The organism is Streptomyces sp. NBC_00358, from assembly GCF_036099295.1.
GTDB lineage: Bacteria > Actinomycetota > Actinomycetes > Streptomycetales > Streptomycetaceae > Streptomyces.
This window is the reverse complement of the sequence record NZ_CP107976.1, coordinates 3,314,679-3,328,302: the sequence shown is the minus strand read 5'-3', so window position 1 is coordinate 3,328,302 and position 13,624 is coordinate 3,314,679. Positions and strand designations below refer to the sequence as shown.

The 13,624-nt window shown below is 66.2% G+C and carries 17 protein-coding genes and 1 pseudogene; 15 read left to right on the top strand and 3 right to left on the bottom strand.

Annotated elements, in window-relative coordinates:
• The first annotated feature begins 289 nt into the window (after positions 1–289).
• Together OHT01_RS13780 and OHT01_RS13775 are read left to right on the top strand one after the other, a co-directional pair.
• Entirely contained in the window at positions 290–1,300 is a 1,011-nt protein-coding gene (locus OHT01_RS13780; protein ID WP_328553438.1) for a hypothetical protein, read from the top strand.
• Between the two features lie 69 nt (positions 1,301–1,369).
• Positions 1,370–1,903 carry a hypothetical protein gene (locus tag OHT01_RS13775; protein ID WP_328553437.1) on the top strand — a complete coding sequence of 178 codons (534 nt, stop codon included), beginning with the start codon at positions 1,370–1,372 and terminating at the stop codon, positions 1,901–1,903.
• A gap of 263 nt (positions 1,904–2,166) precedes the next feature.
• Here OHT01_RS13775 and OHT01_RS13770 read toward each other — a convergent pair whose 3' ends face one another.
• Complete coding sequence (locus OHT01_RS13770) at positions 2,167–3,267, bottom strand: DUF1152 domain-containing protein (RefSeq protein WP_328553436.1); 1,101 nt, start codon at positions 3,265–3,267, stop codon at positions 2,167–2,169.
• Positions 3,268–3,346: 79 nt separating this feature from the next.
• Between OHT01_RS13770 and OHT01_RS13765 the strand changes: the two genes are divergently transcribed.
• The 3 genes from OHT01_RS13765 to OHT01_RS13755 all read left to right on the top strand — a co-directional run bounded on the left by OHT01_RS13765 (position 3,347) and on the right by OHT01_RS13755 (position 5,657).
• The gene (locus tag OHT01_RS13765) at positions 3,347–4,087 is read left to right on the top strand and encodes a GntR family transcriptional regulator (protein ID WP_328553435.1); all 741 of its coding nucleotides are present in this window, start codon (positions 3,347–3,349) and stop codon (positions 4,085–4,087) included.
• Between the two features lie 350 nt (positions 4,088–4,437).
• Positions 4,438–4,821, top strand: coding sequence for an ATP-binding protein (locus OHT01_RS13760; RefSeq protein WP_328553434.1), 384 nt, complete (start codon positions 4,438–4,440; stop codon positions 4,819–4,821).
• 107 nt (positions 4,822–4,928) lie between these two features.
• Positions 4,929–5,657, top strand: coding sequence for a GntR family transcriptional regulator (locus OHT01_RS13755; protein ID WP_328553433.1), 729 nt, complete (start codon positions 4,929–4,931; stop codon positions 5,655–5,657).
• Positions 5,658–5,690: 33 nt separating this feature from the next.
• Here OHT01_RS13755 and OHT01_RS13750 read toward each other — a convergent pair whose 3' ends face one another.
• On the bottom strand, positions 5,691–5,945 hold the full coding sequence (locus tag OHT01_RS13750) for a hypothetical protein (protein ID WP_328553432.1): 255 nt from the start codon (positions 5,943–5,945) through the stop codon (positions 5,691–5,693).
• 341 nt (positions 5,946–6,286) lie between these two features.
• Between OHT01_RS13750 and OHT01_RS13745 the strand changes: the two genes are divergently transcribed.
• From OHT01_RS13745 to OHT01_RS13700, 10 genes and pseudogenes are all read left to right on the top strand, one after another.
• Positions 6,287–6,637, top strand: coding sequence for an SCO3933 family regulatory protein (locus OHT01_RS13745; protein WP_328553431.1), 351 nt, complete (start codon positions 6,287–6,289; stop codon positions 6,635–6,637).
• Positions 6,638–6,641: 4 nt separating this feature from the next.
• Positions 6,642–8,015 (top strand): FtsK/SpoIIIE domain-containing protein, encoded by a 1,374-nt coding sequence (locus OHT01_RS13740; RefSeq protein ID WP_328553430.1) that lies wholly within the window; start codon positions 6,642–6,644, stop codon positions 8,013–8,015.
• Between the two features lie 78 nt (positions 8,016–8,093).
• The gene (locus OHT01_RS13735) at positions 8,094–8,774 is read left to right on the top strand and encodes a DUF2637 domain-containing protein (RefSeq protein WP_328553429.1); all 681 of its coding nucleotides are present in this window, start codon (positions 8,094–8,096) and stop codon (positions 8,772–8,774) included.
• A gap of 20 nt (positions 8,775–8,794) precedes the next feature.
• Complete coding sequence (locus tag OHT01_RS13730; RefSeq protein ID WP_328553428.1) at positions 8,795–8,995, top strand: hypothetical protein; 201 nt, start codon at positions 8,795–8,797, stop codon at positions 8,993–8,995.
• Positions 8,995–9,186, top strand: a complete 192-nt coding sequence (locus OHT01_RS13725; RefSeq protein ID WP_328553427.1) for a mobile element transfer protein — start codon at positions 8,995–8,997, stop codon at positions 9,184–9,186. The genes OHT01_RS13730 and OHT01_RS13725 overlap by 1 nt, the downstream gene beginning before the upstream one ends.
• Before the next feature lie 10 nt (positions 9,187–9,196).
• Positions 9,197–9,391 (top strand): hypothetical protein, encoded by a 195-nt coding sequence (locus OHT01_RS13720; protein ID WP_328553426.1) that lies wholly within the window; start codon positions 9,197–9,199, stop codon positions 9,389–9,391.
• A gap of 16 nt (positions 9,392–9,407) precedes the next feature.
• Entirely contained in the window at positions 9,408–9,701 is a 294-nt protein-coding gene (locus OHT01_RS13715; RefSeq protein ID WP_328558112.1) for a SpdD protein, read from the top strand.
• Positions 9,702–9,854: 153 nt separating this feature from the next.
• Positions 9,855–11,143, top strand: a pseudogene (locus OHT01_RS13710) (replication initiator).
• Between the two features lie 20 nt (positions 11,144–11,163).
• Positions 11,164–11,334, top strand: a complete 171-nt coding sequence (locus OHT01_RS13705; protein ID WP_028805806.1) for a helix-turn-helix transcriptional regulator — start codon at positions 11,164–11,166, stop codon at positions 11,332–11,334.
• On the top strand, positions 11,331–12,704 hold the full coding sequence (locus OHT01_RS13700) for a tyrosine-type recombinase/integrase (RefSeq protein ID WP_328553425.1): 1,374 nt from the start codon (positions 11,331–11,333) through the stop codon (positions 12,702–12,704). The genes OHT01_RS13705 and OHT01_RS13700 overlap by 4 nt, the downstream gene beginning before the upstream one ends.
• A 65-nt stretch (positions 12,705–12,769) precedes the next feature.
• Here the strand turns inward: OHT01_RS13700 and OHT01_RS13695 are convergent, their stop codons facing one another.
• Entirely contained in the window at positions 12,770–13,471 is a 702-nt protein-coding gene (locus OHT01_RS13695) for a hypothetical protein (RefSeq protein WP_328553424.1), read from the bottom strand.
• Positions 13,472–13,624 lie beyond the last annotated feature (153 nt).

Below are 13,624 nucleotides of genomic sequence, written 5' to 3'. Positions count from 1 at the left end.
CTTCAACCAGAGCAAGCCACAAGGACTTTCAGCTCGGACACAACAGATCGGCACTCGTCCACATCACGAGACGTTCCTCACAGGAGGGTGACGGGTATACGCGCGAAGATTGGCACTCCGTGACAAGGAGAAGCGCTTATGGATCTTCGATTTCCGGGAATGAAGGATTCCGTGCAAATCCAGGACACTCAGTGCCATTTATTCTTGAAGTGCCTTCTGCGGCTGTGCCGTAACCTAGCTGACAGTCATTCAGCTTCGAGTAAGCAGCACTTCGATCCCAGGAACGGACATGACCTCCTACGGTTACCGCCTTTTCACCTTCCAGGTATTCCGAGGTTTCAAGCGAACGCCTCTGGACCTCGCCGACTGCAAGGGGCAGCCGTACCAGGAGATAGCAGAGTCTCTTCTGAAGATCCTTTCTGTTGGTACAGCGGTAGGCGACCCCACGGATGATGGTCAAGCCGAGGTGGAGGATGAAGGCGCGTTCGGCAAGCTGGCTCTGCGCGTCGAGGATGTGCGGACCGTTGACAACACCATCCGGGCAACAGTATGGGCAGGCAAATTTGGCAGCCACGTGATGGCTATTGGAGACGCCTCGGGAAGCGACACCGACATTAAGGATAAAGCTGCAAGCAATCTCTTTCGCGTGATTCTCACCTTTCCCGAGGAAGGTGACATCGGAATTCTTGCAGTCGAGTCGATTGGTCGATCTTGCCCTGTGGCACCGCTCATCAGATGGATGACTAAGAAATCCCGCGATGAGGCAACTCAGGGAAACAATGAAGGCGTCTGGTGGCGACTCTCTGCATCCCCCCTGGCCGATGAAGACCGTCTTGCCGAGATGATTCGTGAAGGACAGGCTCAGACCCTCGTGCTGGTGCGGCATGCTATTACTGCGGGCAGGACCCGCACCGTGAAGGATGTGGAAATAACTGCATCCCTGGCCATCTCGGGCCGAATGGAAAAGACCGTACAGGTTGTGCAGGGTTGGTATCGGCGAAATAAGCGAACAGAAGGGATTGGAGAAGCCGGAATTACCAACGAGCAGGGCGCTAGGCAGTTGGCGGCAATCGTCGGTCCACAGATCGCGGACATGGACCTTGACGATGGCTGGGTGCAGATCGAGGACCCCGACGGCCAGGTCAAGCGTGTGAAGCCCACGCAGATGACCGACGTTTTCACGTACCGCCTGTCCGAGGACCACCAGCCTGTCACACCTAGGTTCTATGCTGCGGTGAGAGAGACGGCATTGGAGATCCAGCCTGCGGCGAAAGTAGGCATCGACTGGCCCGTCTCCTAATCGAGGGGGAGGCGTGAGTTGTTTAGTCGGTTCAACTTTATCCCAGTCCTGCGTGGCCACTGGAAGGGTTTGACAGACGGCAGATATGCGCCCCCTAGACCCGACGTATTGGCGCGCTCGGCACTCCTTATCCCAATAGCGGTCTTCCTCCTTATGTGGCTGAAGAAAGGGCATCTTTCTACACCTGGAGCGCTGCTGACTGGCGTAGCTCTGTTGGCGGGTGGAATGTTGAGTGCATTTACTCACCTATCTGCTCTCCGGCTTAAAGTTAAAGAGTGGGTGGGTGTTTCCGAAGTCAGTCGCTATGAAGTAGAAAAAGGTATGCTCGACGAGACGGCCGCACATCTCCTTACAGGTTCCCTCTTGTGTGCGTTTGACGTAGCCTCGCTGGTCATCGGGATGAACGTGAGTGTAACCAAAGAGGGTCACCTTTACGGATTCTGGGCGGCCCTTTCTGCGGCGATTAGCTCCTACGTCCTAGTGATCTTCGTTTTTATTGTCCCGCGCCTCTACTCGGCGTACGTTGAGATCAATGACGTGAGCCCCAACCTTAATGGGTTTGTAGGCCTAAAGAGAAAAAGGCGACAGCCGCCTGGAAGGTAAGGGTGCTGTGCGATCATTGAAATGGCTTGGAGCTCCTTTGGTGTGATTGATCGAGGCTCACACCAAAGTGGCTCCGCGAATCCGTGTCGTCGACTGTTCCGGTCGCGCCCTACCTCTTTTCGGGCATCAATTGGCTGATTGCTGTGCGCGGCACGGGCGCCGGCCGGGCTGGAGCGGGGCGGAGACAGGAGCGCAGGCCCGGCCGGGGGCCGTGCCGCGCGCGGTGAGCGGAGCGAGCCGCCTTGAACCAGTAAAGAAGGTTGTTACTCAGGCTTCGGCTGGATGCGCCATAGTGGGGCTTCGTACTGGTCAGGACGGCTGTTGAGCAGTAGCGCTCTGAGGTCCTGGCGCTGCTTGCCGTTGAGGCCGAGGGCTTCGGTGATCCGACGGAATGTCGTGTGGGTGATGCCGCGGTCGCGGGCCTGGGCCTCGAACTGGTCGAGCTGGCGCAGCGTGGCTTCCGGGTCGAGCTTCTGTTCCGGCTGGCTGCCGAGCCAACTGGCCTTGTTGCGCTCGTAGTCGATCTCTGAGTACCCGCAGACCTCGCGGCTATATTGCTCCGCCTCGGTAAGGGTCTCCGTTGCGAGGATGGCGCGCGCGAGCTCATTGCGGTTGAGAGCGTCGTCCAGGTCGGCTTCGTGGACGGTGGGGCCTTCGTCGGTGAGGGGGACCGGGAGGCCGGCGTCTCTGACTTCGCAGAGGCCGCGTACTCCGCGGGCTGTGGCTGCCAACATCGCCGTTGCCTCGGACGGGTGCCACTCAAGAACTGAGCTGATCGGTTCGACGTGTTCGGCCGTGAGCGTCAGCGTCGGCGGGCCCATTCGGTCGGCCAGGATCTCGGCTGGGAGCTCTCCGTCCAGGCCGGGACCGGCGACCAGGAGTCGCACGGGCGCGTTGACTTGGCAGCATGCGGCCAGCGTGAGGGCGTCGCCCAGCGGGCTACGGAGGGTGGCTTCGTCGCCCTTGGCGAGGATGTCGCCGCCTACATCCAGGAGATCTATGGACTCGGGGGCTAGCTGCTCGATGAGTTCTTCTAGCTGGCGTGTGATGCCCTCGGCGCCGTGCGTGGGGTCGATCAGGGCGAAGGTGTGGGGGAGTTCGGCTGCCAGGCGCGGGAGTGTCGAACCGGCGGGGGCGATGGGCTTCGCGTCGGCCGGGACCGTCCAGACGCTTTGCGTGAGAGGACGTAGACCCGTGAAGTTCGTCGGCTCTCGGGGTCCCGGTACCGGGTCGATCAGGAGGCGGTCCCACGCGTACGTGAGGATCACCGCTGGACTGCCGTCACCCCCGTAGAGGGCTGCGTCGAGCATTGCGGCGGCGACTGCGTCGCCCCCTCCTCCGGCTGCCACGATCAAGCGGGTCACCCTCGCAGCGTACGGGTTCCCCTGCTGGCCACTCACCCTATAGTGGCTACTGGTCATAGCCACTTAGGGAGGGGCTCCGATGCCGCAGATCGAAGAGACCCAGCCCAAGTACCTCCAGATCGCACACCACATTCGCGATCAGATTCTGCGAGGCGACTTGCGGCCTGGCGACGAGGTTCCTTCGGAACGTCAACTGGCCGCCGACTGGAGCGTTTCACGCCCGACGGCGGCGCGGTCGCTGGAGGCTCTGAGTCACCAAGGTCTGGTCGAGAAGCGTCAGGGTTCGGGCACTTACGTGCGGGGCCTCGCGGTGAATCGGCGTGCGCGAGAGCTCTACGGCCGCGCCAAGCAGACCGGCAAGATCTACACGCCGGGTGAGTACGCGGTCATCACGTCCGCCGGCTGGCTGAAGGCCCCCAACTACGTGACTGAGGCGTTGAGCCTGGCGAAGGGAACCCAAGCCGTTCACCGTCGACGCGTCACCAAGAACGAGTCGGGCCCCATCACCATCTCCACCTCGTGGTTCGGTGCCGATGTCGGCGATCGGGCGCCCAAGCTCTGTGATCCTGACCGGATCCAGGAGGGGACGCTCATGTACGTCGAGAGCGTCACGGGTCGGCAGGGAAGCTATGCCGAAGACCGGATGTGTGCCCGGCTGGCGACCGAGGACGAGGCTGCTGACCTTGAACTTGAACCCGGGGCGGCTGTTCTGATCGTCCATCACGTGGTCTACGACCTGCAGGATCGACCTCTTGAGTTCGCTGAGGCCACGTACCCGCCTGGGCGTTGGGCGTTCGAGCAGGGCTACCCGATCAGCTAGAAAATCGGCCTTCTCTCCGAGAATCGCTTGTGGCTCCGAGTGGCTAATGCCACTATCCAGTAAGTGGCTAAGGCCACTTGACCGGAAGGGGGCACGGACGTGAGCCAGGAGTGCGGGGAGTTACGGCACGTCTCGCGGGAAGCGGTCTGCCGTGGATGCCGGGGGCGAGGGTGGAAGCACGTCGGCTCCCGCTCCGCCCTGGCACTCTCCGCCACTGATGCTCGCGTCCGTGCTACGTCCAAGCGGCGCTGTCTCGACTGTGACGGCACCGGTAAGGAGTAGTGGTGCTCATGACGGATGCGCGTGAAGAGTCCGGAGCCGCGGTTGTCGGACCAACGCCGATCGGGGGTATGACCCTCTATCCCGTGCCCGAGTCCGTGGCTCGGGCCAGGCGATGGTTCCGGAAGTTCACCGCCCCGTACAACCTGGCCTGTCCGATCGACGACTGCGTACTGATGCTCTCCGAGCTGGTGACGAACGCGATCCTCTATGGCGAAGCCGAAGAACCCTGGCGGGTCCGGGTCGAGTGGTCGCGCCTAGGGGAGTCCCTGCGGGTAGATGTCCACAACCCGGGCTTCCCGGCGGACGTTCGGCTCCGCAGCCCCCGAGCCAACGATGCGCACGGCCGCGGGCTCTGCCTGGTGAACGCGCTGGCGGACTCCTGGGCCGCCGGCCCCAGCCGCTTCGGCGGGACCGTCGTGTGGTTCCAGATCGACGAAGCCTGGAAGCCGTGAAGTCGATCCCCGCCTTCGGCGCCTGCGTGTCTTCGGGTGTTCAGTACCCGCTCGCGTGAGTAGGCTGGTTGACAGGTTGACTTGGCGGATTCTCACTAGGCGGGGCTATGGCGTACGAGGTGGCTGCACCCAAGTATGTGCGGCTGGCGCAGACGCTCCAGGGGCGTATCGAGGACGGTACGTACCCGCCCGGGAGCCGGGTCCCGAGTGAAAATCAGCTGGTCCAAGCCTTCGGAATGTCCCGGCCCACGGTCGTCCGCGCGCTGGAGCTGCTGAAGCGGGACGGCTGGCTGGAGTCCCGGCAGGGATTCGGAACCATCGTCCGCGGGCGGCCGGAAGCGGCTGAGCAGAAGGTCCGGCGTGGCCGGGAGGTGCTCGACCGTCAGGAGGATCAGGCTCCGGGGCGCCTCGTCGAAGTCCGTCAGGTGCCTGTTCCGCCCCGAGTCGCAGCGCTCCTGGGTGTGCCCAGGAAGACGCAGGTGCTCCTTCGGCGGCTGCTGATCGAAGCGGATGGAGAGCCGGTCGAGCTCTCCTCTTCCTACTTCTCTGTCGACATGGCGGAGGGTACTGAACTCGCCGACTCGGCTCTGCTCGGCGAGGGGCTGCGTGTGCACCTCGAAGCGCGCAAGAAGATCCGATTCGACCACGTCACAGAGCGACTTTCGGCGCGTATCCCGAGCAAGGAGGAAGCGGATCTCCTCGAAATGCCTGAAGGGGAACCGGTTCTGTCCGTGCTCGTCCTTGCATGCGACGCGTCGGGTCAGGCCTTGCAGGTCACGGATGTCTTGCTGCCCGCTGACCGGCAAGAACTCGAAGAGACCTACCGCCTCGACTGACCCTGATCGCGAGGAGTCCCAGCGCTGTCGGCACTACGCCCGCTGCTGCCTGTGGGCGAGCCGGTAGATCACGTAGGTGAGGGCCAGGATGAAGTCCGCGGCCACCCAGAAAGCGACGACCAGGCCGACTCCGATCGTGGTGCCCACGTCGCCGGCGTCCTGGCAGGTCTTCAAGCTGTCGCCTGTCAGGCCTGAGCAGGATTCATCTGCCCCGTTTCCGCTGGCGACGCCCGCGATGACCCACACCAGGAAGAAGATCTGCACCGCGAGGAAGAACCAGAAGAACACCCGGTGGCGCTTTCTGGGAGGCGCCGGTGGTCCTGCGGGTGGCTGGTTCGGAGGAGAAGCCCGCGGAGGTTCGGCCCACTGGCGAGGTTGAGGCGGTGGCGTAGCGGCTGGTCGTGGGCCCCAGGCCTGCGGTGGTTGGGCGTGCGGGTTCTGGTTGTCGGGGACTTCGCTCATCGCCTGTCCTTCCGGGAAGCGCTGTTCTCATCGTGCGCTCGTGATCGCGTCAGTGCCGCCGCTGAGCCCTCCGAGTGACTTGACAAGTCAACCTGGCATCTCTAACTTCGAACTTGCTAAGTCAACCTGTCAGGTCGTCTGGCGGGTGTCTACGAAGGAGAAGTTCTGTGCGTGCAATCCGAGTTGAGACCTCGTCCGCGACGATCCTGCTGACCGAGGCCCCCGAGCCGAAGGTCAAGGACCGGCAGACGGGCGAGATCGCCAAGGACGCGGTCAGCGGGGAGGTGCTGATGAAGGTCGGCGTCGTCTACATCGACGAGGGGGAGTCGTCGCTCATCGCGGTGACCGTCCCGGAGAGCGGTGTCACGGGTGGCCTGGCCGTCGGTGCTCCGGTCTCCCTTCCGGGCCTCGTCGCTCGTCCCTGGGAGAGCGTCTTCAGCGGGCAGGCTCGTCACGGCATCGCCTACCGGGCGGCGGCCGTGGTCCCGGGTGTCTTCCCCGTCGGACAGGAGAACTGATCTCGTGTCCGAGCTGATGACCCTGGCCGAACTGGGTGGACCCCTCGCCTTATTAGGCGGGGCGGTCTACGCCCGGAAGGCACATCCGTCGGTCTACTGGGCCACGGTCGGGCTGCCCGCGTCGGTGGCCCGGCTGGTCGGCTCGTACAGCTCGACCATGGACGCGTGCGGGCTGACGGTCCAGCCGTCCCGGCTGCGGGCGCTGGCGGTGCGGGCCACCACTCGCCGTGAGGTTCGGCCGGTGCCTCCGCGCCGGGGGCTGATCCGTCCCACCTCCACGGGGCTGCGGGTCCGGCTTCGGCTCGCTCCCGGCCAGGAGCCGGCGGACGTGGCTGCCTCGTGTGAGCGGCTGCGGCACGCCTGGGGCGTTCATGCGGTCCACGTCCGTGAGATCAAGCCGGGCGTGGTCGAGCTGCGGTTGGTCGGCTTCGACGTGCTGCGCAAGGTGAAGATGCCTCGCAGCACGGGGCACGACCTCCTTGCCGTGCCGGTGGCTCTACGGGAGGACGCGACCGTGTTCGTCCGCGACTACCGGGCCGTTCCTCACGAACTCGTCCTCGGCGCCACCCTGTCGGGGAAGTCGATGTTCCTCCGCAATCTGCTGACAGGGCTGGCCGCTCAGCCGGTTGCCCTGGTCGGCATCGACTGCAAGCGGGGGGTCGAGCTGGCGCCCTTCGCTCCGCGACTGTCGGCGTTGGCCACCGACTCCGATGAAGCCGCCGAGCTGCTGCCCGTCCTCGTCCAGGAAATGGAGGACCGCTACGACCTGATCAAGGCACGGCAAGGCATCGCGCCCGGCACTCCGGATGAAGAGATCACCTCTGACGTGTGGGGGCTGCCGGATGCTGAACGGCCGCCGCCGATCGTGCTGTTCGTCGACGAGGTGGCCGAACTCTTCCTCGTGGCGAGCCGCAAGGATGAGGAACGACGCGACGAGATGGTGACCCAGCTGATCCGACTCGCCCAGCTCGGGCGGGCCGCGGGCATCTACCTGGAGATCTGCGGCCAGCGTTTCGGCGCCGAGCTGGGCAAGGGCGCGACCATGCTCCGCGCTCAACTGACGGGCCGCGTCTGCCACCGCGTCAACGACGAGGCCTCGGCGAAAATGGCCCTTGGCGACATCGCCCCCGAAGCGGTCGGCGTCGCTGCCACCATTCCCGCTGACCGTCCGGGCCTGGCCGTATCCGGCGACACGTCCGGCGGCTGGGGACGCATGCGCACTCCGTATCTGTCCCTCGGCGACGCTGCGGCCATCTGCCGCGAGACCGCCGAGCTCGCCCCCGACGTACCGGCCCTGAAGCCGTTCCGGCCGCACGTCCCGGCATCGTCCGCGGACGCCCCGATCACCGTGACCAAGCCGCACCCGGCGACCGGCTGACCCACCGACCCACCGGTCGGCGCGACCGCTTCGCGCCAAGTCCCTACCCCCGCCATGCCCGAAACCGAACGAGAGGACGTGATCAGCGTGGCCGAGCGCTCCGCACCGCGCGCCCTTCCGGTCCGCGTGGACGCCGTACTGGTCCAAGCGGTCATCGCTGCCGCGCTGTCCTTCGCCCACCTCCACGACCTGGCCGTCGCAGCGGGACAGGACGGCTGGAAGGCGTGGGCTTACCCGATCAGCGTCGATCTGCTGTTGGTGGCGGCCTGGAGGCGCCTGAGGTCGGGGGAGTCCAAGGCGGCCGGGTGGTGCTGGTTCCTGGTCGCGCTCACCGCCAGTCTCGGCGCCAACGTCGCGACGGCCGGGCTCCTCGACCTCCGCCACGTTCCTGCCTCGCTCCGCATCGTCGTGGCCGGTTGGCCGGCGGTCGCCTTCCTCGGCGGCACGCTGCTCGCACACGGACCCGCCGATCCGGCCCCGGACCCACGTGAACAGCACGACGAGCCGACGAACGAAGCGGCGCAACAGGGATCGCTCCCCGGGCCCGCGACTGCGTCCCCGCCCGCTGCCCCTGCTTCACGTCCCGCGCTTGCCGCTCCACCGACAGATCGGCTCCCGACCGCGCTCGTCGACCACGCCCGAAAGGTGGCCGCCGAGCACCGCACCCGGACCGGTGCGCCCATCGACACCGACACCCTGCGAGCCCGCCTCGGCGTCCCAGCCCCGCTCGCCGAAGCCATCGCCGCCCAACTCACCTGACCCCAGGAGAACTTCCACCCATGCGTCCGTCAACGCTCCGCGCCCTCAACCGCGCCGCCGAGCTGACCCGTCAGAACCGCCTCACCGAAGCAATGCTCATCGCCGAACCCGTGATCCTCGTCGCCGACGACATCGAGGGCGAGGAGATCCGGCGGTGGCTGCTCGACCACGTCGCCGACTTCACCGACGAGAACCACGAGAACCCGAAGGAGCTGCCCTGATGCCCGCCAACCCCCGCTTCCGCCGGGTCGTCCGCATCGGCCCCGTCCAGGTCGCCACCTACTACGACAGCCGCGGCCGGGAGAAGCACACCGCCGCCTGCACGGCACCGCGCTGCGGCTTCTCCACCGACTACGACAGCCGCGCCGCCGCCGAGCTGGCCGCCCGCACCCACCGCTGCTCGGCCCGCTGAGGAGACCGCCGTGACCGTCAGCCTGCCTCTCGTCTTCGTCCTCGGCGTCATCGCCTGGGCCGCGATCAAGTTCCTTGGCATCCGCATGTGGGTGGCCGTCGTGATCGCCCTGTTCGGCTTCCTGCTCTCTCAGACCTTCCTCGCCCCGGCCATCGAGTCCGGCACCCGCTCCGGTGTCGACGTCGTCGACGGCACCCATCGCTGAAAGGAGAAACGCCATGCTGCTCCGCCCGAAGATGCCCGACGCGGCTCCCGTACCGATCACGTACACGTCCGCCATGCCGGTCGAGCACCACCACGCCCCGGTCACCTGCTCCTGCGCTCACGCCCCGATGGCGTCCGCCAGTCGCCAGGTCGCGCCGTTCGTCGGCCGTGGGGCGAGCGCCGTCGCCGCGGTCCTCGTCGTCGGAGTCGTGCTGACCGCGCTCCTGGCCACGGTCGCCATCACGGCCGTCTCCGTCTCCATCGCGGCCCTGGTGCTGCGCTCCCTGCTCAACAGCGCCCACAAGCGCTGACCAGCCTGCCGGGGCGGCCTCGATACCGCCAAGCATCCCGCCGCCCCGGCAGGCGCGGACCTCCCGACCGAAACCGAAAGGACAGTTCCCATTACTACCGGACGCGTTCCGCCCCCGGTCAAAGAACTGGGCGCGCTCGTCTCCCTGGGTGGCATGCCCACCCTCGTCAAACAGCTCCGCGGCATCGGTGGTTGTACACAGCCTGTGCGCCTGGACGGCCATCGCGTCGAGCACGCGGTCGACACCCGAACCGGCGAGATCGGCCGGGTTCTCCGCCGCCTCGACTCGGCCTCGCTTCCGGCAGGCAACCTCCTCGTGCGCTGCAACAACCGCCGCGCGACCCGCTGCCCGGCCTGCGCGGAGACCTACCGCCGGGACACCTTCCACCTGATCACCGCCGGACTGCGGGGCGGCAAGGGCACTCCCGTCGGCGTCACCCGCCACCCGAAGGTGTTCGCCACCTTTACCGCCCCCGGCTTCGGCACCGTCCACAACCGGCCCACGGACCGGCGCGGCACCGTCCGTGCCTGCCGCTGCGGACTCCTGCACGACGCCGCCGACGAATCGCTCGGCACACCCCTGGACCCGACGACGTACGACTACGAGGGCGCCGTCCTGTGGAACGCGCACGCCGGAATGCTCTGGCGGCGCTTCTCCATCTACCTCCGCCGGGAGATAGCCAAGCGGGCCGGCCTCACCCAGCGGGACTTCGCCGACTTTGCCCGGGTCTCCTTCGCCAAAGTCGCCGAGTACCAGAAGCGCGGTGCGGTCCACTTCCACGCCGTTATCCGCATCGACGGGCCTGAGGGCGGCGACACCCCGCCTCCCACCTGGGCGACTGCCGAACTGCTCACCGACGCGATCGGCGCCGCTGCTGCTCACTCCCGAGTCGACGGCCCCGTCGTCGACGGACGCCCGCACGCATTTGCCTTCGGCCGTCAGCTCGACGTGCGTGCGATTCGCTCCGCCGACTTCGACGGCGGCCAGGAGCTGCCGAGCGGGCCGTGGCCTCGTACATCGCCAAGTACGCCACCAAGGGCGCCGAGACCGCCACGGGAGCTCTCGACCGCCCACTGAAGTTCCTCGCCGAACTCGCCCAGCTCGACATCAGCGAGCACGCCCGCCGGCTGATCCGAACGGCCTGGACGCTCGGCGCCCGCAAGGACCTAGAAGATCTCCGGCTCCGGGCCTGGGCTCACATGCTCGGCTTCCGCGGCCACTTCTCCACCAAGTCCCGCCGCTACTCCACCACCCTCGGCGCCCTCCGCACCGCCCGCGCCGAATGGCGCCGCGCACAAGCCGCAGTGATCACCGAGGACGAGCCGGACACGACTCTCGTTCTTTCGCACTGGGTCTTTGCCGGAATCGGTCTGTCCTCCGCCGAAGCCTGGCTCGCCGCATCCCTCGAACCCGCCCTCGGTACGGAAGGAGAACCGACGTGAGCCCGCAGCGCGATGAGCTGATGACCGTGCGCCAGGTCCTGAACGAGCTGGGTGGGGTCTCTCGCCGGACGTTCTACCGCTGGCGTGAGCTGGGGCATGGGCCGGCCGCGTTCAAGCTGCCCAACGGGGAGCTCCGAGTGTGGCGGAGTGACTTCTCCACATGGCTGCGAGAGCTGGAGGCCGCGGCGTGAAGTCTCTCGACGTGAAGGTCTGGGCCGTACGGAAGCGGGATACGAAAACGCCCTCGTACGGCGTGCGGTGGTCTGTGGCGGGCAACGTCTTCTCCGACTCGTTCCGCACGAAGGCACTCGCCGATCACTACCGCTCGAAGCTGATGCGGGCGATGCGCGACGGCGAGGAGTTCGACAGGGCATCCGGGCTTCCGGACTCGATGGAACCGAAGAAGTCGGCCGTGTCCTGGTACGACTTCGCTCTTCGGTACCTCGCCATGAAATGGCCCCACGCCGCCCCCAACACGCGCAACGGCATCAACGAATCGCTCACCAGCGTGACTGCGGAGCTCCTCGACGAGCGGGCTGGACGGCCGTCCGATCAGGCCATCCGCCAGGCGCTCCGCAACTGGGCCTTCGTCTTGCCGGGTCCTGATGATCGAGACGTCCCGGACGATGTGCGGAACGTCCTCCACTGGGTGTCGAAGGCATCGCGACCGCTGGCCGATCTCGCTGAACCGGCTACGGCCCGTGCGGTGCTGGACTCGCTGAAACTCAAGCTCGACGGCACGGCCGCGGCAGCCGAAACCGTGCGGCGTAAGCGGCGGACCCTCGTCAACGCTGCGAACTACGCGGTTGACTTGGGGGAGCTGCGCGAGAACCCGATCACGGCCGTCCGCTGGCAGAAGCCGAAGGTTTCCAACCAGGTCGACCCTCGGGTCGTCGCCAACCCGGAGCAGGCTCGCAATCTTTTGGTGGCCGTTTCCTACGTGGGCGGTCACCGGCGTGCTCGGGGCCGGCGCCTCGTGGGTCTGTTCGCTGCCATGTACTTCGGCGGCCTCCGGCCAGCTGAGGCGGTCGGCCTCGCTGAGACGGATCTAGGCCTTCCAGAGCAGGGCTGGGGATCGGTTTTGCTCCATCGGACTCGTCCGTCGGTTGGCAAGCAGTGGACCGACTCGGGCGAAACCCACGACGACCGCGGGCTCAAGAATCGACCGACCGAGGACGTCAGGCGGGTGCCTATCCCGCCTCACCTCGTTGCCGTGTTCCGCGAGCACCTGGCCACCTTCGGTACAGCGGAGGACGGGCGGCTCTTTTTCAGCGAGAAGGGCTCGGTCGTCCCGTCCTCCACCTACTACCGGGTTTGGCAGGAGGCCCGGTTCCTGGCTCTCCCGCCGGCCGCCGCGGCCTCGCCGCTCGCGAGTCGCCCCTACGACCTTCGGCACTCGGCGCTGTCGACGTGGCTCAATGCCGGGGTGGATCCCACCGAGGTTGCCGAGCGTGCCGGGAACAGCGTTGAGGTGCTGCTGACCCGCTATGCGAAGTGCCTCGACGGACGGCAAGACGTTGCCAACCGACGCATCGAGGACCTGCTCCGCGAGTACGAGTGACACCAAAGCGACGTATTCGAGGCCCCCTGGCATTTCCCAGGGGGCCTCATCCTTTGTGCTGCCTGTCAGTTGAGTCGGGCGGGCTGGGATCGATCTGCCGTGAGTATGCGATCTAGGTCGTTCCGCGCGTCGCGGAGCGCGGCGAGAATCTGCATACGAGCCTGGGCGAAATGAGGGTCGACCTCCACACCCAGGTCGTGTCGCAACGTGACCCGCAGCAGATAGACGCCATCGGACAAAGGGCCGCCGAACCATGTCTTCGCCCGCTGGTACGCCCCGCCGAGATTGGGGCTGTTTGGCAACTGCTTGACGACTGCGTACCCAACCCCGAGCGACCTGTTAAGTGCCGAGGCCACGTCTAGGACATCCTTCGCCAGTGTCATCTGGGCCTGAGAGTACTGGTCGGCCCAGGCCTCTTTGGCGGCGTCGAGGAACGCCGGGTCGAGGCTTTCACCGCGCTCGGCTGCCAGGACAGCGTCTCGGGCGGCGACTCGATAGGCGCGAGCTGTGGTGTTCAGACGGGCATAGAGATCGCGCTTTTCTTGCAGCCCTTGCTCATCACGCTCCTGCTCTCGCTCACGTTCGGTACGGCGGTTCTGCTCCGCAGCTTCGGCGCGGCTGGCGCGCTGGCTGAGTACTGCTCCACCCAGAGTCCCGCCCAGCGTCCCTCCGACGCTGATGAGCGTGACCGCAAGCGTTGTCACATCCACGAGATCCCCAACTCGTCCAGGTGTGAGTCGGCAGGCGACGCGACGGTCACCTGCCATGCCCATGCTCCCTACCCTTCGGCACATGGTTCAAGACCGGGCCGACAGGAAGGGAGGGTAAGTCGGCTCGACCCTCAGAAGACTCATCACCTGCGGCAATGCCCCAAGATCCCGTCCACGCCTCGTCCACAGCCTTCGACGTGGAGCCGCTTC

What these genes read in the sequence shown, in the direction of transcription:
- OHT01_RS13780 (WP_328553438.1), top strand. Translation starts at nt 290, where the DNA reads ATGACCTCCTACGGTTACCGCCTTTTCACCTTCCAGGTATTCCGAGGT.
- OHT01_RS13765 (WP_328553435.1), top strand. Translation starts at nt 3,347, where the DNA reads ATGCCGCAGATCGAAGAGACCCAGCCCAAGTACCTCCAGATCGCACAC.
- OHT01_RS13760 (WP_328553434.1), top strand. Translation starts at nt 4,438, where the DNA reads ATGACCCTCTATCCCGTGCCCGAGTCCGTGGCTCGGGCCAGGCGATGG.
- OHT01_RS13755 (WP_328553433.1), top strand. Translation starts at nt 4,929, where the DNA reads ATGGCGTACGAGGTGGCTGCACCCAAGTATGTGCGGCTGGCGCAGACG.
- OHT01_RS13730 (WP_328553428.1), top strand. Translation starts at nt 8,795, where the DNA reads ATGCGTCCGTCAACGCTCCGCGCCCTCAACCGCGCCGCCGAGCTGACC.
- OHT01_RS13725 (WP_328553427.1), top strand. Translation starts at nt 8,995, where the DNA reads ATGCCCGCCAACCCCCGCTTCCGCCGGGTCGTCCGCATCGGCCCCGTC.
- OHT01_RS13705 (WP_028805806.1), top strand. Translation starts at nt 11,164, where the DNA reads ATGACCGTGCGCCAGGTCCTGAACGAGCTGGGTGGGGTCTCTCGCCGG.
- OHT01_RS13695 (WP_328553424.1), bottom strand. Translation starts at nt 13,471, where the DNA reads ATGGCAGGTGACCGTCGCGTCGCCTGCCGACTCACACCTGGACGAGTT.